Origin of the sequence: Nonomuraea sp. NPDC049486 (assembly GCF_040676925.1) — a bacterium.
GTDB lineage: Bacteria > Actinomycetota > Actinomycetes > Streptosporangiales > Streptosporangiaceae > Nonomuraea > Nonomuraea ferruginea.
Genome location: NZ_JBFAPV010000009.1, coordinates 349,213 through 369,472 on the forward strand (window position 1 = coordinate 349,213; position 20,260 = coordinate 369,472).

A 20,260-nucleotide genomic window follows, 5' to 3' on the forward strand; every position below is an offset into this window, starting at 1 on the left:
GATCAGACCTCCCGATCGACGACGTGCGGGAGTATACGGAGCCGCCTGGGCCGTTACGTCGCATTCGGCGGTATTCGCGGGGTCCAGGCCGCCCCACCTGGCCTGCCGCGTTTCCGCACGTGCCACATCGTCGCAGATCAGCGAGTACGGTGATCCGCGGAAACGGGGCCTAACCGGTGGTCGCCGCCAGGGTGGAGCCGGTGCGGGTCTTGGTCACCTTGAGCTGGGCGGGGATGCGCGAGCGCAGCTCGGCCACGTGGCTGACGATGCCCACCGCGCGGCCGCCGTCACGCAGGCCGTCGAGGATGTCGAGCACGCCGTCGAGGGTGTCCTCGTCCAAGGTGCCGAACCCCTCGTCGACGAAGAGCGTGCCGATCTCGGCGCCGCCCGCCTCGGCCGTCACCACGTCGGCCAGGCCGAGAGCCAGCGCCAGAGAGGTGATGAAGCTCTCCCCGCCGGACAGCGTGGCCGGATCACGCTCGACCCCGGTCCACCCGTCGAACACCCGGAGACCCAGGCCGCCGCCGGAGCGCGACCGGGACCCGGCGGTCTTGGCCAGGTCGTGGCGGAGCAGGTAGCGCCCGCCGGACATGTGGTCGAGGCGGTCGTTGGCGGCGTCCACGACCTGGCGGAGGCGTTCGCCGAGCACGTAGGAGGACAGGCTCATGCTCCACTGGTTGTCGCCGGACGTGCCGGCGGCCAGCGCGGCCAGTTGCTCGGCCAGCTTGTGGCGCTCGGCGGCGGGCCGCCACCGGGCCACGCATCCGGCCAGCTCCTCGCGCAGCTCGGCCAGCCGGTCGGCCCTGGCGGCGGCCCGGTCACGGGCGGAGGCCAGGGCGGTGCGGGCCCGCTCGGCCTCGTCCCTCTCGGCAGAGAGCCGCGCCAGGTCAGGCGCCGGCTCCGCGGCCGCCGCTATCAGCTCCGGGTCCTCGAGTACGGCGGTGACGGCGGCGAGCTGGTCGTCCAGCCTGCGCAGCGTCTCGGCCTTGCTCTCCAGCTCGGCGGCGCTCCTGGCGGCGGCCGAGGCGTCGGCGGTGTCGGCGAACCCGGCCTCACGCGCCGCCTCCTGAGCGGCGTCGTGTGCCGTGACCCGCTCGCCTTCCGCGGCCACGGCCGCCCTGGTCGCCTCCAGCGCCTCCCCCAGCAGTTCGGCCTCGTCGGTGAGCCTGGTCAGCCGGGCCGTGATCGTGGGGTCGTCGCCGCGCGCCTCGTCCAGCCTGGCGCCCAGCCGGGCGGCATCGGCGCTCAGCTCCTCCTGGCGGGTCCGGCCGGCGGCCAGCCTCGTGGCCACCCGCCGCGCCTCCTCCTGGAGTGCCTCCCTCTCACGCCCGCGCCGCGTCACCTCCGCGACCAGCGCGCCTTCCTCCCCTGCGACCTCCCGCAGCCGGGCGACCTCCCGATCCAGCAGGCGCAACGCCTCACACACATCCTCCGGCCGGACCTCCTCACCGTCCGCCAACCCACGTACGTCCTCCTGATCGAGGCCTCTTGCCTCGTCGGAGGTGTCCGGGTGCTGTGTGGCGTTCTCAAGGTGACGTGGGGCGGCGTTCTCGATGACGTCGCGCAGGGTGAGGCGGGTGTGGAGGCGGGCGCGTTCGGCTCGCAGGTGGGCGGTGTGGGTGCGGTGGGCGGCCAGGGTCTCGCCCAGTTCGCGGGCGCGGTCGCGGACCTGTTCGCGCTCCGCCTCCGCCCGCTCCAGTTCGGCCGCCAGGCGCGGCTCGCGGTCGGCGACCTCGCGGAGGCGGGTCAGCTCCCGTTCGGCTTCCTCCACCCCGGCCTCGGCGTCCTCGACGGTCAGCCCCGCCGTGGCGGCCGCGGCGTCGGCGTGGCGGGAGTCCAGGGAAGCGAGCACCCGCTCGGCGGACTCGCGCTCGGCGACCGCCGCCTCGTGCTCGCGCTCGGCGTCGAGTTCGTCGTCCGGTGAGGGCGCGCTGGGCGCCGGGGACGCCGGGTGCGGGTGGTGGTCGGAGCCGCAGACCGTGCACGGCCGCCCGTCGGCGAGGTCGCGGGCCAGCTCGGCGGCCATCCCGTCGATGCGGGCCTGGCGGATGTCGAGCCAGCGCTCGCGCAGGTTCTGTGCCCGGTCGACGACCTCCTGGTGCACGGCCCGGGCGTCTTCCAGCTCGGCGGCGAGCGCGTCGCGGCGGCGGGCCTGGTCGAGCGTCATGCGGGCCGAGTCCAGGGCGGCGGCCGCCGCCGGGATGCCCGCCGCCTCGGCGCGTACCTCCGCCAGCCGGGCGGCGGCCTCGGCGACCCGCTCGGGCAGCTCCGCCTCGGCGGCCGCGACCTCCGCCTCCTGCTCCCCCAGCGCCTCCAGCTCGGTGGCCAGCCGGGCGAGCTCCCGATCGGTCTCGATCAGGCGGGCCGCGACCTCTCGTACGGCCTCGACCGCCGGGATCCGGGCGGCGGCGGCGCGCGCCCCGGCCAGCCTCCGCTCGCCCTCCTCGATGAGCGCCGGCAGGGCGGCCAGCCGCTCACCCACCTGCTCGTCCTCGCGTCCGAGAGCGGTCAGCTCCTCCTCCACCCGGCCGAGGTCCCGCCGTACGACGAGCAGCCGTGCTTCCTCGGTGAGCAGCTCGGACAGGCGGGCGATCTCGCTCCGGCGTTCCCTTTCGAGGACGGCGAGCCGCTCGGGAGCCACCCACCCGGCCACGGCGACGTCCCTTTCCGACGGCTCGTCGAGGCCCCCGGGGGTACGGAGGAGGATCGGCCGCGCGCGGGCCAGGGCGTCGGCGGCGAGGGCGCGGGCCTTGGCCGCGGCTTCCGTGCGCTGGCGGGCGGCGGCGATGAGCGGGACGACGGAGCCGGCGCGGTGGGCGTCGTCGAGGATGGCCTGAAGCTCGGCGCGTTCCTCGGCCCGCTCGTCGAGGGTGCGGCGCAGGGTCAGGGCCTCGGCGTGGCGGCGCTGCCGTTCGGCGAGAGCGGACGCCCGGTCGAACCGCCCGGTCGCGGCGCGCCACGCCTCCTCGGCCTCGGCCTGGTCGTCGGCGCCGCGGGAGACGGCGGCCTCGGCGGCCTTCAGCAGAAGACCCGCCCAGGACACGGGGTCTTCCTCCGGAGCAGGCGGCTCAGGAGCGGCACCGGCCTCCGGCGAAGCGGCCCTCTCCGTCGGAACGGACCTGACGCCCGGCGGAGTGGAACCGGTCGCGTTCTCCGCCGAGGTGAGGTGGAACCCGGCGGGGTCGGTCTCCGTCGGGATGGAGTGAAAGTCGGCGGAGTCAGCGACAGGAGTGGTCTCCGTCGGGACGGACGGGAGGCCGACCGGGTTCTGGGTGGAAGTGGTCCCTGTCGAGGTGGGCTGAAGGCCGGCAGGGGCGGGGGTGGGCTCCGGAGGGGTGGGGTGGAGGAGGGCGGGGCCGGCGGCTTCGGCGACTCGGTGGACGGCGTACTCCACCTGCTGGCGCAGCTCCTGCTGAGACCGGAACGCCTGCTTGCGGTGCTCGGCCAGCCACGCCTCGGCCTGGGTGAAGATCTTGACGGTGAACAGCCGTTCCAGCAGTTTGCGGCGCTCCAGCCCGTCGGCGCGCAGGAAGCGCGCGAAGTCGCCCTGCGGCAGCATCGCCACCTGGCAGAACTGGTCGGCGTTCATCCCCAGCAGCCCGCCCACCAGGTCGCCCGCCTCGTCGGCGCGGGTGGTCAGCCCGACCCAGCCGGAGCCGCGCCGCTCCTCGACGATGACCTTGGCCTTCTCCTCGGTGTAGCCGGTGCCGCGGAGCTTGGGCCGCTGCCAGGCCGGGGAGCGGTGGATGCGGAGTAAGCGGCCCCGGATGCTCACCTCGAGCGTCACGGACGGCCCCGCCCCGGGCGGGGCGTGGTCGCAGCGCAGGCTGCGGGCGCTGTTGCGCTGGCCGGGCACCTGCCCGTAGAGGGCGAAGCAGAGGGCGTCGAGGACGGTGGTCTTGCCCGCCCCCGTCGGCCCGTGCACGAGGAACAGCCCCGATTCGGTCAAGGCGTCGAAGTCGACCGTCTCGGGCCGGGGAAAGGACCCGAACGCCGTCAGCGAGAGCCGGTGCGGCCGCATCTACGCCATCGTCTCCTTCACCCTCGACTCCTCGATGGCCCGTCTTAGCAGCTCTTGCTCTTCGCGTGTGGCAGGCTCGCCGCGCACCTCGCGGACGAAGTCGAGCGCGACCTCCGCCTCCGGCCGCCCGTGCAGCCTGGCCGGCGCGGGCGCGGCCCGCTCGCCTTCCGGCTCGAAGGACAGGGCCAGCGTGTGGGGGAAGCGGGCGCGTAACCGGTCCATGGCGGCGCGCGGCCGTACGGGGTCGGTGAGGACGACCTGCAGCCAGTGATCCTCGACGTTCTCGTACCGGGGCGAGGTGAGCAGGTCGTCGAGCCGGCCCGAGAGGCGGCCGACGGGGCGCGGCACCGGCGCGGGCACGAACTCCGCCGCGGCCTCCTTCCCCGGGCCGAGCGTCACCAGCCAGGACCCCTTGAGCTGCCCCGCCTCGGAGAACGAGTAGGCCAGCGGGGAGCCGGAGTAGCGGACCGTCTCGGACATGCGCTGGCGGCCGTGGAGATGGCCGAGCGCGACGTAGTCGACCCCGGCGAAGGCCGCCAGCGGGACGTGGGCGACCCCGCCGACGCTGATGTCGCGCTCGCTGTCGCTGGCCGCTCCCCCGGTCACGAACGCGTGCGCGAGCACCACCGAGCGGGGGTGGCGGGCGGCGTCGGCGCGGACGCGGTCCATGGCGTGGGTGAGCGCGGCGGTGTGGCTGCGCTCGGTCAGCTCCCAGGGGCGGCGGACCAGCTCGGGCTCCAGGTAGGGGATGCCGTAGAAGGCGACGTCGTCGATCACCACGGGCTCCCACGCCTGGGCGGGGTCGGTGCGGAGGTGGACGCCCGACGCCTCGATCAGGGCGGCGCCGAAGCCGAGCCGGCGCGCCGAGTCGTGGTTGCCGCTGATCAGGATCGTGCGCGCGCCCGCCTCCCGCAGGCGGCGCAGCGCCTCGTTGCACAGCGCGACGGCGTCGACCGGCGGCAGCGCCCGGTCGTAGACGTCACCGGCGACGAGCACGACGTCGACCCGCTCGGCCCGCACGGTCTCCACCAGGTGGTCGACGAACGCCGCCTGCCCGTCGAGCAGGCTCTCGCGGTGGAACGAGCGGCCCAGGTGCCAGTCGGAGGTGTGCAGGATCCGCATTCGCAGGAAGCTAACAGGTCCCGCTGACAAATGCGGCCCCCTGCGCCACATGAGCTGGGAGTAAGCTGAAAGATCGACGGGCAAACCAACGCACATGGGGAGGCCGATGCGGACTGGCCGTGGCATTCTGAGCGTTGCCGCCGGTCTGTTGCTGGTGGCTCTGGCGTCCGTCGGGTACATTCTGCCGCCCGCGTTCGACCCGCCGCCGCTCAAGGCCGATGTCGCATTACAATCGCTGCCTCCCCAGCCCCCCGCGGAGCTGCGCCCGGTGGCGAGGGTCTCCGACTTCCGGGAGGAGGAGATCTCGGTCCGGGCCGAAGGGCAGACGCTCCACGGAACGGTCCGATTTCCGGTGAAGCCGGGCCGCTACCCGGCGATGGTGTTCGTGTCGGGCTCCGGCAACGGGTCGCGGACGGAGTTCACGCCGCAGGCGGAGTTCCTGTCCCGGTCGGGCGTGGTGACACTGGCGTTCGACAAGCGGACGGTCGGCTACAACTTCCGCGACCGCGACTTCTCGCTGCTCGCGGACGACGCGCTGCGCATGGTCGAGTATCTGCGCACCCGCTCCGACGTCGACCCGGTCCGGGTCGGCGTCTGGGGCGTCAGCGAGGGCGGCTGGGTGGTGCCGATCGCCGCGGCCAAGAGCGCGAGCGTCGGGTTCGTGGTGCTGGTCTCGTCGCCGAACGTCTCGCCGCTGCGGCAGGTCGCCTGGGCTCTGAACGAGCAGTTGCTGCGGCTGCGCGCCCCGGTGGGTGTGCGCGACCTGCTGACCAGGGCGATGGGCGCGGTCGGCTTCGACTTCCTGCGCTACGACGCGCAGCCCGCGCTGGACCGGATCGAGCAGCCGGTGCTGGCCTTCTACGGCACCACCGACCCGTCGATCCCGTTCGTGGAGTCGACGGACGCCCTGCTGCGCGGCATGAAGGCGGCCGGGAACGACCGCTACACGATCCGCTTCATGGCCGAGGGCGACCACGCGATGCGGGTGCGCGGCGGCGACTTCACCGCCGGTTACCTCGACACGCTCGCCAACTGGATCCTCGGCCTGCCGGCCACCGCCCGGCCCGCGGCGCACGTCGCGGGGGCGACGCCGGTGCAGCGGTTCCAGGCGGCCGACGTGCCGGCCGCGCCGTGGTACGCGGGCGGCACGATGCTGGGGCTGACGATCTGCCTGGCCGCCGTCGGCTACGTGGCGGGCCCGGTCGCGGCGATGGTGGTACGGCTGCGCGGCCGGCATCACATCCCGGAGCTGAACGCCGGGCTGTGGCCGCCGATCAGGCGCAGGCTGGCCAAGATGGTGTGGACCGGTCTCGGCCTGCTGCTGTCGGTGGTGGCGTTCATCATGCTGCTGGTGCTGTTCAGCATCAACCAGGCGGGGGCCTGGCCGGCGGTGCTGGCGGGCTGGCTCGTGGTGCGGGTGCTGGCGGTGCTGATGCTCATCCAGGAGGTCACCGCGGTGGCCGCGGTGGTGTCGGGCCTGCGCGAGGGCATGCGGCCGAGCCGCTGGCAGCACGTGGCGATCGCGGGCGTGCTGGGCGGCACCGGCCTGCTGCTGGTCGCGGCGGCCTACTACGGGCTGTTCTCGTTCCCCTGGTAGGGGACCGCATCGGCGCGGACTACGTCAGCCCGGCCGCTGGACGCGACTCGACATAGGTGGCCATCCAGCGGTCGAGCTCGGCGAACACCTGCTTGCGCACCGGCTCGGCCGACAGCACCAGGTCGTGCACGCCGCCGTCGACGCGCACGCACGTGACGTGCGGGCCGAGCGAGGTCGCCCAGCGGGCCATGTGCTCGGGGTCGAGCACGATGTCGGCCGAGCGTGCTTCCGGTACGAAGTCCCGTACCCGGAGGCCCTTGCCGGCGGCGAGGACGAGCACGGGCACGTCCACCTTCAGCCCGCACTGCAGGCGGCGCTGGGCGCGCCGGATGGCGGCCAGCCAGGTGGCGTGCACCGGGAACCCGCCGAGCGGCTTCAGCTCCAGGTCGTAGTGCCATTCGCCGCCGTGGTCGCGGTGGAGGCTGTGGCCGTAGGCGTGGCTGGAGCCGAGCGGGAGCGGCCTGAGCACGTACGAGAGCGGGGTCTTGAGCAGGTCGGCGGCCAGGCGGAGCGGGCGGGAGACGTTGAGGTCGAAGAAGGGGCTGTTGAGCACGAGCCCCTGCACCAGGCCGCGGCCGCGGACCCGGTCGGCCCAGAGCGGGGCGATGAGCCCGCCGGTGGAGTGGGCGTTGATGGTCAGCTCGTCGTGGTCGCGCCGGATCAGGCGGACGGCCTCGTCGATCTCCGGGAAGTACTCGGTGACGCTGCGCACCAGGCCGCGGGTCTGGTGCGGCAGCAGCGAGCGGCCGTACTTGCGCAGGTCGAGCGCGTAGAAGTCGATGCCGTGCCCGACGTAGTGGTCGGCCAGGTGGTCCTGGAAGAAGTAGTCGGTGAAGCCGTGGATGTAGAGCACCGCCCGGCGCGATCCGGTCCGCTTGGAGATCAGGGTCGCCACGACCTCGCCCTCGTAGTCGGGCGGCATGGCGAGCACGGTCGTCTCGTACATGTCAGCCACCATACGGATCACGGCCACGACGGCACTCCCGGGGGGAGGTCCTCGCCGACGGACATCGGGAAGGCGGGCGGCCGCTTCTCCAGGAACGCGGTGACGCCCTCGGCCGCGTCGGCGGCGGGGCCCAGCTCGGCCATCAGCCGGGAGTCGGCCGCGTGCGCCTCCCACGGCGAGGACGCCGACAGCCCCGACCACATCAGCCTGCGCACGGCGGCCACCGACACCGCGGAGGTGTTCTCGGCGATCTCGCGGGCGAGCGCGTACGCGGCGGGCAGCAGTTCCTCTCCCGGGTAGACGCGTGACACCAGCCGGCCCTCCAGCGCTTCGGCGGCGCCGAAGACCCTGCCGGTGGCGGCCCACTCCATGGCCTGCGCGATGCCGACGATCCTGGGCAGGAACCAGCTGGAGGCGGCCTCGGGCACGATGCCGCGGCGGGCGAAGACGAACCCGAGCTTGGCGGTGTCGGCGGCCAGCCGGATGTCCATCGGCAGCGTCATCGTGAGGCCGACGCCGACGGCGGCGCCGTTGATCGCGGCGATGACGGGCTTGAGCGATCGGGCGACGCGCAGCGCGACGGTGCCGCCGCCATCACGCGGATAGCCGTTCACCAGCTCGGCTTCGCGCCCGGCCCGGCCGAACGTGCCACCGCCGCCGCTCAGGTCGGCGCCCGCGCAGAAGGCCCGGCCCGCGCCGGTGACGACCACCGCGCGCACCTCGTCGTCGGCGTCGGCCAGGTCGAAGGCCTCGATCAGCTCGGCGCGCATGGTCAGCGTGAACGCGTTGAGCCGGTCGGGGCGATACAGGGTGATGGTCGCGACCTGGTCGGCCACGCCGTACTGGATCTCGGTGAACGCCATGGACCGAATCTTATTCGGTGACAGATGTTCATCCATTCATAAACATGGATTTCGTATTTTGTCCGTAGGCTGCCGCCTCGATTCGGGCCTATGTGATGAACTTCGGGGAAGCGGTGATCTGGTGTTCCAGGGGAGGATTCGGGTGGGTGCGCTACGGCTCGTCGGCTGGCTGGTGCTCGCTGCGCTGGCGCCCGGCGCCGCCCACCTGAAGGCGGGGTGGCGCAGGACGGGCCTGACGCTGCTCAGCGTGTACGCCGCCGCCCTGCTCGGGCTCCTCGCCCTCTGGCTGACCACCGACCTGGGCTCCCTGGCCGGGGTGCTCGTCGACGACACCTCGCTGGTGCTGGGCACCTTCGCGGCGGGCCTGCTGGGCATCGCGTGGTTCACCCTGATCGTGCACTCGTTCACGGTGCTGCGGCCCGGCCTGCTGCGCCAGGCCGAGCAGATCGTCACCGGCGCGCTCGCCGGGCTGCTCGCCGTCGCGGTGCTCACGCCGTTCGCGCTGGTCACGCAGTACGCATGGACGGGCCGGGAGACGATCAACCACATCTTCAAGAACCCCGGGACGGACCCGCAGGCCGACGGCGACCGGCCGGTGCCGGCCGAGGACCCGTGGGCCGGCCGGGAGCGGGTGAACATCCTGCTGCTGGGCGGCGACGCCGACGACCACCGGCCGGGCGTGCGCACCGACAGCATGCACCTGGCCAGCGTGGACGTGAAGACGGGCAACACGGTCCTGTTCAGCCTGCCGCGCAACCTGGAGAACGTGCGGTTCAAGCCGGGCACGCCGATGGCCGAGCGCTTCCCCGACGGCTTCCGCCTGCCGGCCGACGCCGCCGGCGGCCGCAGCGACCTGCTCAACAGCGTCTGGGAGTACTCCGACGCGCACCCGGAGATCTTCGGCGGCAAGCGCGACCAGGGCCCCGGGGTGCTGATGGAGACCATCGGCCACACGCTGGGGCTGGAGGTCGACTGGTACGCGCTGGTCAACATGTGGGGGTTCGCCCGGCTGATCGACGCGATCGGCGGCGTCACCATCACCGTCGAGCAGGACGTGGTCTTCGGCAAGTACAACGAGGGCCTGGTGAAGGCCGGCACGCGCAGGCTGAAGGGCGCGGACGCCATGTGGTACGCCCGCTCCCGCACCAACAGCGACGACTACACCCGGATGGGCCGCCAGCGATGCGTGATCAGCGCGCTGCTCCACCAGGCGGACCCGGCGACGGTGCTGTCCAGGTTCACCGCGATCGCCGGGGCGACCGAGGACCTGGTCGAGACCGACATCCCCCGCGACATGCTGACCCATCTGGTGCCGCTCGCGCTGAAGGCGCAGGACGCGAAGGCGACCAGCGTCCAGTTCGTGCCGCCGCTCATCAAGACGTACGACCCCGACTGGCGGGAGATCCGCAAGCTCGTCCGCAAGGCGCTCCGCGAGTCCACCGGCTCCGCGCCGGTCGCGGCCTCGGCCACCCCCGAGGCCAGTTCCGAGGCCACCCCCGAGGCCACCCCGGACGCCACCCCCGAGGCCACCTCTGCGGCCACCCTCGCGGCCACCGCCACGCCGTCGCCCTCGAAGACGCCGAAGAAGACCGCGGACCCTGACGAGAGCTCCGCCACGGACCTCTCGGCGGGCTGCGGCAAGGCCTAGCGCCCGCTCCCCGAATCCGGCTCAGCCGGTGAAGGTGAAGTAGTCCTTCGCCAGGCGGCGCAGCCGGGTCTCGTCGACGGTGTGGCCGAGGCCGGGCTGGGTGAACGGGACGGCGATGACGCCCGCGTTCGCGCCGACGATCGGGGTGACGATCTGGTTGTTGCGCGGCGGTTGCGTCACGTCGCACGGCAGCGTGCAGCCCGGCAGGCTGCCGACGGCGACGGTGGCCGCCCTGGCCAGCCCGGCGCCCTGACCGCCCGCGCACTGGATGTCCCACCCGGCCGCGACCGCGCGGTCGTGGGCGCGGCGGGTCTCGCTGATCGACGGGAAGGCGGACGGCCGCAGCAGCAGCACCCTGGCCGCGCGCAGCGTCAGGTAGTCGTCGAGGTCGGCGGTGCGGTGGACCTCGACCGCGACCGAGGCGCTCACCTGGTCCTGCAGGTCGGCGTGCGCGTACACGTCGCCGGCCGGGAAGGGGCGCTCGATCACCTCCAGCCCGTAGGCGTCGAGCGCGACGAGCTGGCCGCCGTCGGTGTAGGCGTTGCCGCAGTCGACGGCGAGCGTGAGCGCGGGGTAGGCGGCGCGCACGGCCCGGACCGGCTCGACGTCCCAGCCGGGCCGCACGTCGAGCGTCACGTGGCCGTAGCCGGCGCACACCTGCTGGTTGACCCGCGTCACCAGGCTCTCTATCGACAGGTCGGGGGTGAGCCGCACGGTCGCCATCAGCGAGGTGCGGGTGCCGCCGATCGCGTCGGCGAGCGGCACCCCGCGCATCCGGGTCCACAGGTCCCAGCAGGCCATGTCGACGGCCGGGTCACCGCTGGGCACGCTGTCGGGGTGTTCCCAGTCGACGCCGATGAGCACCGCCCCGAGCGTCTCCTCCAGCCTGGACCAGGACTTGGGCGCAGGGCTGACGGCCTCGCCCCAGCCGGTCATGCCGCCGTAGTCGGTCAGCTTCACCAGCAGGCACTCCGTGCGCCTGCCGTAGGGCAGCACGACACGAAGCACCTCCAGCTCCCGCACTCGCGGCATGAGCCCCCCTCTTATGACGCGGCCTCCTCCAGTGTGCCTGCCCCGGCGGGGTGGACGAAACGGGGGGCCACCCACGCGGCGCCGAGAGCGAGCACGACGGTGAAGGCGAGTCCCACGAGGTAGCCCTGCCCGGTGGCGGTGAACAGGGCGCCGCTCACGGCGACCGCGACCACGGTGAACACCGACTCGCCGACCCCGAGCGCCGCCGCGTTGCCGCCCTCCTCGCCCTTCGCCGACATCTCCAGGACCAGCACCGACACCGTGGGGTGGAGCATGCCGATGCCCAGCCCGGAGATCGCCATCGCGACGTGCGCGAGCCCGATCGGGACCGCGTCGACGAGGACGAGCGAGACCAGCGAGATGCCGGCCGCGATCATGAGGGCGCCGCCGCGCAGGGCGGTCATGTTCCCGATCGTGCCGCGGCCCTTGATCCAGGAACCGGCGGACCAGCCGAGCGCGCCGACCGTCAGCACCACGCCCGCGGCGGCCAGCGACAGGCCGCGCTCCTGGGTGAGCATGAGCGGGATGAGGACCTGGGCGGCCATGAGCGAGCCGTAGGCGAGACCGCGCAGCACGGGCCCGCTCGGCAGGCCGCGGGCGGCCCTGAGCGACCCGGCGGGCAGCAGCCGGGGCAGCGCGACGGCCAGCAGCGCGCCGCCCGCGGCCAGCAGCGGCACGCCGCCCAGCCCGAGCGCGCTGCCGTACTGGATGAGCGCGGCGGCGACGGCGGTGAGCGCGGCCCAGGCGAGCTTGCCGCCGATCGCCGGGGCGTCCGCCGCGCCGGCCCCGCCCGTGGCCCGGTCGCCGCCGCCCCGCCAGAGCAGCAGCGCCGCGGGCACCACGATCAGGGACACGCCGTAGAAGATCCACCGCCAGCCGGCGTGCTCGGCCACCAGCCCGGCGATCGTCGGCCCCACCATCGAGGGCACCACCCACGCGGCCGAGAACAGGGCGAACACCTTCGGGTGCAGCTCCGGCGGGTAGACCCGGGCCACGAACACGTACAGCGCCACCTGGATCAGCCCGGCCCCGAGCCCTTGCACGAACCGGCCCGCGACGAGGACCTCCATGGTCGGCGCCGCGCCCGCGAGCAGCAGGCCCGCGACGAAGGCGGCCACCCCTGCGGCGATGGGCGGCATCGGCCCGCTCCTGTCGCTCCACCGCCCGCCGAGCACGGTGGCGATCACGCTCGCCGCCAGCGTGGCGCTGAAGGCCAGGTTGTACAGGTGCAGGCCGCCGAGCTCGCGGGCCACGACCGGCATCGCGGTGGTCACCGCCATCGCCTCGAAGGCCACCAGCATGATCAGCGCGACCAGCCCCACGCTGAGCCCGCGGTATCGGGAGGAGAGCACGCCGGGGGCGCGCTCCGCAGTCATCGTCATGATCCGTCAAGCTACGCGAACCGGCGGGCCGGCACATCGGGCGCAGGGCGTAGGCCGTCCGCCCTAGGGACCTGCCTGGCCGGGGCCGCCGAGGTTGCGTTCGGCCCACCGGCCGATGTCGCGGCGCTCGATCGCCGCGGCCATCAGATCGGGGAAGGCGTCGGGGGTGCAGGCGAACGCGGGCACGCCCATCGCCGCCAGCGCCGCCGCGTTCTCGTGGTCGTAGAACGGCGCGCCCTCGTCGGACAGGGCCAGCAGCACGATCACCTGGACGCCGGCCTGGGTCATCGCGGCCACCCGGCGCAGCATCTCCCGCCGGATGCCGCCCTCGTACAGGTCGCTGATCAGCACGAAGATCGAGTCGGCCGGCCGGGTGATGAGGCCCTGGCAGTAGGCGATGGCCCTGTTGATGTCGGTGCCGCCGCCGAGCTGGGTGCCGAACAGCAGCTCCACCGGGTCGTGCAGCTGGTCGGTCAGGTCGGCCACGGACGTGTCGAAGACCACCAGCGACGTCTTGAGCGAGCGCATCGAGGCCAGGACGGCGCCGAACACGCTGGAGTAGACCACCGAGGCCGCCATCGACCCGCTCTGGTCGATGGCCAGCACCACCTCACGCTGGACCGCCCGCTGCCTGCGCGCGTAGCCGACGAGCCGCGACGGGACGACGGTCTCGCGCTCCGGCAGGTAGTTCTTCAGGTTGGCGCGGATCGTGCGGTCCCAGTCGATGTCGGCCGCGCGTCTGGGGCGGTGGTTCCTGGCGCTGCGGTCGAGCGCGCCGGTGACGGCCGCCCTGGTCTTCTGGGCGAGCCGTCTCTCCAGCTCGGCCACCACCGCGCGGACCACCGCCCTGGCGGACTCGCGGGCCTGGTCGGGCATCACCCTATTGAGCGACAGCAGCGTGCCCACCAGGTGGACGTCGGGCTCGACGGCGTCCAGCATCTCCGGCTCCAGGAGCAGGCGGGTGAGGTCGAGCCGCTCGATCGCGTCCTTCTGCATCACCTGGACGACCGTGGCGGGGAAGTAGGTCCTGATGTCGCCCAGCCAGCGGGCCACCCGTGGCGCCGACGCGCCCAGCCCGCCTTCGCGCCCGCCCGCCTTGCCGCCCCCGCCGCCCTGCCCGTAGAGGGCGGCCAGCGCCGCGTCCATCCCCGCGTCGGCGCCCCGCAGGCCGTGGCCGGTGCCGTCGGCGTCGCCGCCGCCGAGCACCAGCCGCCACCTGCGCAGCCGCTCGTCCTGGTCAGCCATGCGCACTCCCCAAGATCTCCAGCACGGTGCGCGCGGCCGCTCCCGCGCGCCGCTCGTCCAGCTCCGGCTCCGCGGCCTCCGCCGCGCGCCCGCCCTGCCGCACGCGCTCCCCCACCGCTCTCCTCTCGGGTACGGCGAAGCTGCCGAAGGTACGCCGCAGCAGGGGCAGCACCTCGACGAACTGCTCGGCGCCGAGCCCGGTGAGCCACTCGTCGACCAGCCCGAACAGGCGCGGATCGTGCACCAGCAGCAGGCCGCCGCCGGACAGGAACCCCTCGACCCAGGCGGCCGTCCTGGCGGGCGACTCGCCGCGCGACGCGGCCCTGGCCATCCGGTCGCCGGCGTCGTCGATCTCCCCGGCGTCGAGCAGGATCCGGGTCAGCCGTCCCTCGACCAGGCCGTGCAGATCCTGACGCCCGCACAGCCCGAGCAACGTGGCGAGCCACCGCTCACGCGGCGACGCCGTGCCGCCGCCGGGCTGCTCGGACTCCCCCGCGTTCGGGGGCTGATCCAGCCCGCCCGCACTCTCGTCCAGGGGACGATCCGGCCCGCCCGCACCCTCGTCCAGCAGGCCCATGGCCGTGTGCACGGCGTCGACGTGGCCGAGCAGCCCGGCCGCCGCCTCGTCGTCCAGCCGGGTCACCGCGACGGGCAGGCCCACGCAGATCCGGTCGAGCATCGACCGCACGATCACCGTCAGCCCTTCGGCCGAGGTCCCGCGTACGTCGCCGTACCGATGCGCGCGCACCATCGCCGGCAGCGCCGCCATCAGCCGGGTGACGTCGGTGTCGAGCGCCGCCTTGGCGGACAGCGCGGCCAGCACGTCGGGCAGCGCCTCGGGCAGGTCGGCCAGCAGGCACTGCTCCACCAGCCCGGTCAGCTCCGCCAGCGACACCCCGCCGGACCCACCGCCCTGCGACACCCCGCCGGACCCACCGCCCTGCGACACCCCGCCGGACCCACCGCCCTGCGACGCCCCGCCCGGCCCACCACCGGACCCGGGAGAACCCCCTGCCGTCCCGCCGGGCCCCGGCGAGCCACCGGGCATCGGTCCGGGAACTGGCGTGCCGGTGGCGCGGTCGCGGGCGTGGCGGGTGGCGGCGGTCTCGACCGTGGTGCCGAGAGCCGCCCGCTCGATCAGCGCCAGGTCGAACTCCGGCTCCCACCGCAGCCGCCACGTCTCCCTGAACGTGCCCTTGCCCCGTGCCTCCCCCGGCTCCCCCCAGCCGACCCCGAGCAGCCGCAGCCGGTGCAGCAGATGGCTGCGCGCCAGGTCGAGCGGCTTGCGCAGGTCGAGATCGAGCTCACGGTCGAGGGCCTCGGGCTTGAGCCGCACCTTGCGCTGCTGGTCGCGCAGGTCACGCTGGAGCGGCACCATCGGCGTGCCGTCGGTGACCAGCCCCAGCCGGTCGCCGACGACCAGCCGCCGGTGGATCAGCTCGACGGCCAGGTCGTCGCCCTCGCACAGCACCGCCCGGGCCGCCTCGGTCACCTCGCCCAGCCCCGCCAGCGGCCGGCCGCGCAGCGCCGCCAGCCCGTGGGCGAGCCGCGACGCCTCGATCACGTGCGCCGGCGACACCGCCAGCCCTTCGTCGCGCAGCACCCCCGCCGCCCCGGTCAGCCACCGCTCGATCGGCCGGTCGGGGGCCGTGAACAGGTGGTCGTACCAGCCGGGCGAGGTGATGCCCGCCCCGTAGCCGCTCCACCAGGCCAGCCGCCCGTACGTCCACGGCACCCAGGTCAGCTCCGCCTTCACCCTGGGCATCCCGCGCAGCACCGCGTTGTCGTCCTTGACCGGCGGCAGCGGCCCGGACAGCGCGGGGACGTGCCAGGCCCCGCAGATCACGGCGATCCGCCCGTGCCCTTCCTTGATCGCCGCACGCAGGGTCTTGCGCATGTACGCCTCGCGCCTGGCCTCCCGCCCGGCCGGCACGTACCCTTCCCGGACGGCGGCCACGGCCTCGGCGATCACCTCGAACGGCGTGTCGCCCCGGTGCTCGACCACGTCCTCCCACCACCGCTCCGGGTCGTCGTATCCGGCGGCGTGGGCCAGCGCCCCGATGGGATCGAGCCGCGTCGACTCCTCCGCGGACTCCGGAGCGGGCTCGGCGGGCTCCGAGGGCTCCGCGAGGGTGTGGGCGGCGGGAAGGTCGCAGAAGCGGACCGGGACGCCCGCCCCGACCCCGTACAGGATCGCCTGCCATTCCGGGGAGAAGCGGGCGAACGGCCAGAAGGCGGCGCTGGACGCGCTGCCGGGGACGTGGGCCAGCAGCGCGACCGGCGGCTCCAGGTCAGGGGCGAGGCGGACGAGGGAGTCGGCCTCCGGCGGGCCCTCGACGAGGATGACGTCGGGGCGCAGGCGTTCGAGCTCGGCCCGGACGGCGCGGGCCGAGCCGGGGCCGTGGTGGCGGACGCCCAGGACGGAGACGCCGCTCATGAGACCTCGCGGCAGGCGCGGTAGAAGTCGCGCCAGTCGGACCGCTCGCGCACGACCGTCTCCAGGTACTCGCGCCACACCACCCGGTCGGACACCGGCTCCTGCACCACCGCGCCGACGATGCCGGCGGCCACGTCGGCGGGCCGCAGCACGCCGTCGCCGAAGTGGGCGGCCAGGGCGATGCCGCTGGTCAGCACCGAGATCGCCTCGGCGGTGGACAGCGTGGCGCTGGGCGACTTGACCTTGGTGCGGCCGTCCTCGGTCAGGCCGGCGCGCAGCTCGCGGAAGACGGTCACGACGCGGCGGATCTCCGACAGCGCGGTCGCCGTCTCGGGCAGCTCCAGCGAGCGGCCGAGCTGGGCGACGCGGCGGGCGACGATGTCGACCTCCTCCTCGGCCGTGGCGGGCACCGGCAGCACGACCGTGTTGAAGCGGCGGCGCAGCGCGCTGGACAGCTCGTTGACGCCGCGGTCGCGGTCGTTGGCGGTGGCGATGACGTTGAAGCCGCGCTCGGCCTGCACCTCGCGGTTGAGCTCCGGGATCGGCAGCGTCTTCTCCGACAGCACGGTGATCAGCGCGTCCTGCACGTCGGACGGCATGCGGGTGAGCTCCTCGACCCTGGCCACCCGCCCCTCGGCCATCGCCCGCATCACCGGGGACGGCGTCAGCGCGTCCAGGGACGGGCCCTCGGCCAGCAGCCGCGCGTAGTTCCACCCGTACCGGATGGCCTCCTCTGCGGTGCCGGCGGTGCCCTGGACGAGCAGCGTCGAGTCGCCGCTGACGGCGGCGGCGAGGTGCTCCGACAGCCAGGTCTTGGCCGTGCCGGGCACGCCGAGCAGCAGCAGCGCCCGGTCGGTCGCCAGGGTGGCGACGGCGACCTCGACGATGCGGCGGGCGCCGACGTACTTGGGGGTGACGCGGTCGCCGTCGCCGAGGATGTAGGTGGTGACCGCCCACGGCGAGAGCTTCCAGCCGGGCGGGCGCGCCCGGTCGTCCTCCTTGGCGAGCAGGGCCAGCTCGTCGGCGTACTGGTCTTCCGCGTGGGGACGCAGAACGGTCATGACAACTCCTTGAACATGTCGGCGCGGAAGCGCAGCGAGGCGGCCACCCGCTGGACGGCCGGCGCGGGCGAGTAGCTCTCGGCCAGCGGGGCCAGGCCGGGGTCGAGGCGTTCGCCGGCCAGCCGGACCAGCTCGTCGAGGTTCCACGGCTGGCTGGCGGCCACTTTGACGATCTTGTGCAGGACGGCCGAGGCGAGCGGCTCCCGCCAGTAGGGCGACACCCCGCCGAGCACCATGATCAGCTGGCTGTCGAGGTCGTGGCCCAGGGTGAACCCGGCGGCGAGCTCCTGCTGCTCGTCAGGGCCGAGCGCTTCCAGCAGGTCGGCGATCGGATCCCAGGCGAACATCGCCCGCGCCCACGCCGGGTCGCGCTGCAACACCGCGGCGCGCACCCAGCCGGCCTTCACCTCGCCGTCCCACTCGGGGATGCGGCGGGCGAGCAGGCTCTCCGGCGGCTCGCCCCACATCGTCAGCGGCGCGCGGGCGATCACCTGCTGCAGCCACCAGGCCCGCTCGCCGAACCCGCGCGGCGGCTTGGCCCTGATGCCGTCGCGCTCCATCACGCCGTCGCAACCCGCGGGCGGCTCGACGAGGATCGCGGCGGGCGTGACGGTCAGGCAGGCGCGGGCCCGTTCGGCCATCCGCCGCGACAGCCGGGACCCCGGCAGGCGGGTGAGCAGGTTGGCGGCCTCCTGGCGCACCTCGCGCCGCCGGTCGTCGAGCGCCGACTCCAGGAACGGCTCGTCGTCCATGGACAGCCCGTCGGCCAGCATCTCCGTGAACGCGGCCCGGTCGTCGGGCGTCTCGCGCTCCCACGTGGTCTCCAGCAGCCGCCGCGCCCCGGCGGGGTCCTGCTTCCTGAGCCGCCGCAGGTGGGCGCGCCGGTCCGCGGCGCTGCCCAGCTCCCACGTCTCGCCGGTCGGCTCGTCCAGGAGGTAGGCCCACGCGGGGTTGCGCGCGGCGAGCCACCGGCCGCGCCGTCCGGCGATCACCCCGAGGTGGGCGCGCACGGATCGGTCCCACCGGCCGCGTTCGAGCAGCTCGGGCAGCACGTAAGGCGGCACCCTGCGGCCCGTCGCGGCGGCGACGGCCAGCCATTCGGGCAGCAGCCTCTCGTGCTCGCCGCCCACGATGCGCGCCAGCCGCTCGGCGGCGCGCCTGCCGACCGGCTCCTGCTCCTCCCCGGGCGCGGCCTCCTCGCCCTCGGGCTCCACGGGCCGCCGCCCGGCGCGCCGCCGCACCGTCTCGACGGCGGCGGCGCCGAGCAGGTCTCCGGGGTACGGTCTGCGGTCGGTCCCGACGAGGGCCGTCGAGGCCAGCTCCTCCCAGTCGTTCGCCGTCGCCCGGAGTGCCGCCGAAGGGTCGCCGGTCTTCACAGGATCACCACCGTCCCGTCCTCGTCCCAGGTCGTCAGGGGGCGCAGGCCGCGCGGCGTCCACTCGGCGGCCACCGTCACCGGCCGCCCGCCGGACACGGCGAGCAGCCGCCACACCCCGCGCCACGAGGCCAGCAGCGGGAACCCGGCCAGCGTGGCCTCCCCCGGCACCACACCGGTCAGCACCAGCGGCCACGACTCGGTCCACGGGTCGGCGGCCAGCGCCGCGGCGACCTCCCCCATCGCGTCGTCGGCACTCATCCCCGGCACGACCCCGCCCGCTTCCGAAGAAGCCCCGTGCGCATCCCCCGCAGACGACCCCGTCTCGGCGCCCGATCCGCCCATCAGAGGCGCCTCTGAGGCGTCGGCGCGCACGCCCGTACGAGGAGAGCCGGCTCCCGAAAGGGACGGCGACGCATGCCCCGCGAGCGTTCCCGAAGGAGCCGAGGGCTGCGGCGCGTGTTCTGCGACGGCTTCCCGAAGGGCGGGTGGGTGGCGGTGGGCGACGAGGGCGCGGAGGGGGGCGGCGCCGGGGTAGAAGGCGAGGTCGGCGTCGATGGTGGTGCCCGTCACCAGGGAGGCGTCGAGGGGCTGGCCGGAGGGGGCGAAGGACAGGATGAGCGCGGCGCGGCCGGTCGAGCGGCCGCGCAGCCAGACGCGGCGGGCCGTGAGGCGGTCCTGCTCCTCGTCGCGCCGGCCGAGGACGTCCCACCGGTCGCGCACCACCGGACGGGCCAGCACCTCCTCCCGGGTCACCGGGAACCCGACCCGCATCAGCACCGTCTCGGCCAGCTCCGGGGGCAGCTCGGCACGCCTGCGGTAGGCGACCGCGAGGAGGTGGAGCAGGGCGTGCTCCTCCAGCAGCCGGCCCGGCCACTCGTCCTCGTCCCTGACCCGGGCGAGCCTGGTCACCATGCCCGCCGCCCCCGGCGCCTGGGCGTCGATGAGCCGTTTGGCCAGACCTTCCCAGTCGTGCGGCGCGGCCGTGGCCAGGCCCTGGCGGATCTGGTCGGCCAGCCACCGCTCCAGCTCCGCCAGCCCGGCCGCGACCCGCCCGTGCCGCAACGACTCGCCGTTGCGGGGCGGCGGGGACGGCGCGGCTTCGAGGCGGGCGGCCGAGCGGGCGGCGCGGGCCTCGCGCTGGGCCAGCCACTCCCCCGCCCACGCGGGCAGCCCGTCCGCATGCGGGACGCCGTCAGAGGACCACAGGAGCAGCAGCCCCAAGGCGTGCTTGCAGGGGAACTTGCGGCTCGGGCAGCTGCACCGGTAGGCGGGCTCGCCCAGGTCGACGCAGGCCTGGTAGGGCGTGGCGCCGCTGCCCTCGCACTCGCCGAACAGCACCTCGCCCGTCAGGCCGCGCACCGGCCACCTGCCCGGCGCGGCGACCCCCTGGGCGGCCTTCCGTGAGGACGCGTCGGGGGCGAGGGAGAGGACCTGATCACGGCTCCACCGTTCGATCACTCGCCGCACATTAGCCACGCCGACCGACATTCCGCGACCGTGCGAAGACGATCGACCGCGCCCCCGTAAA

13 protein-coding genes are annotated in these 20,260 nt (G+C 74.4%); 2 read left to right on the forward strand and 11 right to left on the reverse strand.

The genetic code is table 11. The features are described 5' to 3' along the window. Positions 1-169: 169 nt before the first annotated feature. A complete protein-coding gene (locus AB0K05_RS26745; RefSeq protein WP_364232577.1) occupies positions 170-4,021 on the reverse strand; it encodes an SMC family ATPase in 3,852 nt (1,283 codons plus the stop codon). Continuing rightward, positions 4,022-5,143, reverse strand: a complete 1,122-nt coding sequence (locus tag AB0K05_RS26750; RefSeq protein ID WP_148030540.1) for an exonuclease SbcCD subunit D — start codon at positions 5,141-5,143, stop codon at positions 4,022-4,024. A 106-nt stretch (positions 5,144-5,249) separates the two neighbouring features. On the opposite strand from AB0K05_RS26750, the gene AB0K05_RS26755 reads away from it, so the two are divergent. Further along, entirely contained in the window at positions 5,250-6,740 is a 1,491-nt protein-coding gene (locus tag AB0K05_RS26755) for a prolyl oligopeptidase family serine peptidase (protein ID WP_364232581.1), read from the forward strand. Positions 6,741-6,759: 19 nt separating this feature from the next. On the opposite strand, the gene AB0K05_RS26760 is transcribed toward AB0K05_RS26755, so the two are convergent. Together AB0K05_RS26760 and AB0K05_RS26765 are read right to left on the reverse strand one after the other, a co-directional pair. Further along, a complete protein-coding gene (locus AB0K05_RS26760) occupies positions 6,760-7,686 on the reverse strand; it encodes an alpha/beta hydrolase (protein WP_364232583.1) in 927 nt (308 codons plus the stop codon). Positions 7,687-7,703: 17 nt separating this feature from the next. Further along, the gene (locus AB0K05_RS26765) at positions 7,704-8,549 is read right to left on the reverse strand and encodes an enoyl-CoA hydratase-related protein (RefSeq protein ID WP_364232585.1); all 846 of its coding nucleotides are present in this window, start codon (positions 8,547-8,549) and stop codon (positions 7,704-7,706) included. Positions 8,550-8,691: 142 nt separating this feature from the next. Between AB0K05_RS26765 and AB0K05_RS26770 the strand changes: the two genes are divergently transcribed. Then, positions 8,692-10,197 (forward strand): LCP family protein, encoded by a 1,506-nt coding sequence (locus AB0K05_RS26770; protein WP_364232587.1) that lies wholly within the window; start codon positions 8,692-8,694, stop codon positions 10,195-10,197. 21 nt (positions 10,198-10,218) lie between these two features. Here the strand turns inward: AB0K05_RS26770 and AB0K05_RS26775 are convergent, their stop codons facing one another. From AB0K05_RS26775 to AB0K05_RS26805, 7 genes are all read right to left on the reverse strand, one after another. Beyond that, positions 10,219-11,229, reverse strand: a complete 1,011-nt coding sequence (locus AB0K05_RS26775) for an enolase C-terminal domain-like protein (protein WP_219545380.1) — start codon at positions 11,227-11,229, stop codon at positions 10,219-10,221. Between the two features lie 11 nt (positions 11,230-11,240). Beyond that, positions 11,241-12,611 carry an MFS transporter gene (locus AB0K05_RS26780; protein ID WP_261808430.1) on the reverse strand — a complete coding sequence of 457 codons (1,371 nt, stop codon included), beginning with the start codon at positions 12,609-12,611 and terminating at the stop codon, positions 11,241-11,243. Positions 12,612-12,674: 63 nt separating this feature from the next. Continuing rightward, on the reverse strand, positions 12,675-13,856 hold the full coding sequence (locus tag AB0K05_RS26785) for a VWA domain-containing protein (protein WP_148030536.1): 1,182 nt from the start codon (positions 13,854-13,856) through the stop codon (positions 12,675-12,677). Then, complete coding sequence (locus AB0K05_RS26790) at positions 13,849-16,293, reverse strand: DUF5682 family protein (RefSeq protein ID WP_364232590.1); 2,445 nt, start codon at positions 16,291-16,293, stop codon at positions 13,849-13,851. Before AB0K05_RS26790 ends, AB0K05_RS26785 begins: the two co-directional genes overlap by 8 nt. Next, positions 16,290-17,354 (reverse strand): AAA family ATPase, encoded by a 1,065-nt coding sequence (locus AB0K05_RS26795; protein ID WP_148030534.1) that lies wholly within the window; start codon positions 17,352-17,354, stop codon positions 16,290-16,292. The genes AB0K05_RS26790 and AB0K05_RS26795 overlap by 4 nt, the downstream gene beginning before the upstream one ends. Next, a complete protein-coding gene (locus AB0K05_RS26800) occupies positions 17,351-18,730 on the reverse strand; it encodes a DUF5691 domain-containing protein (protein WP_261808429.1) in 1,380 nt (459 codons plus the stop codon). Before AB0K05_RS26800 ends, AB0K05_RS26795 begins: the two co-directional genes overlap by 4 nt. Beyond that, positions 18,727-20,190 (reverse strand): SWIM zinc finger family protein, encoded by a 1,464-nt coding sequence (locus AB0K05_RS26805; protein ID WP_364232593.1) that lies wholly within the window; start codon positions 20,188-20,190, stop codon positions 18,727-18,729. Before AB0K05_RS26805 ends, AB0K05_RS26800 begins: the two co-directional genes overlap by 4 nt. Positions 20,191-20,260 lie beyond the last annotated feature (70 nt).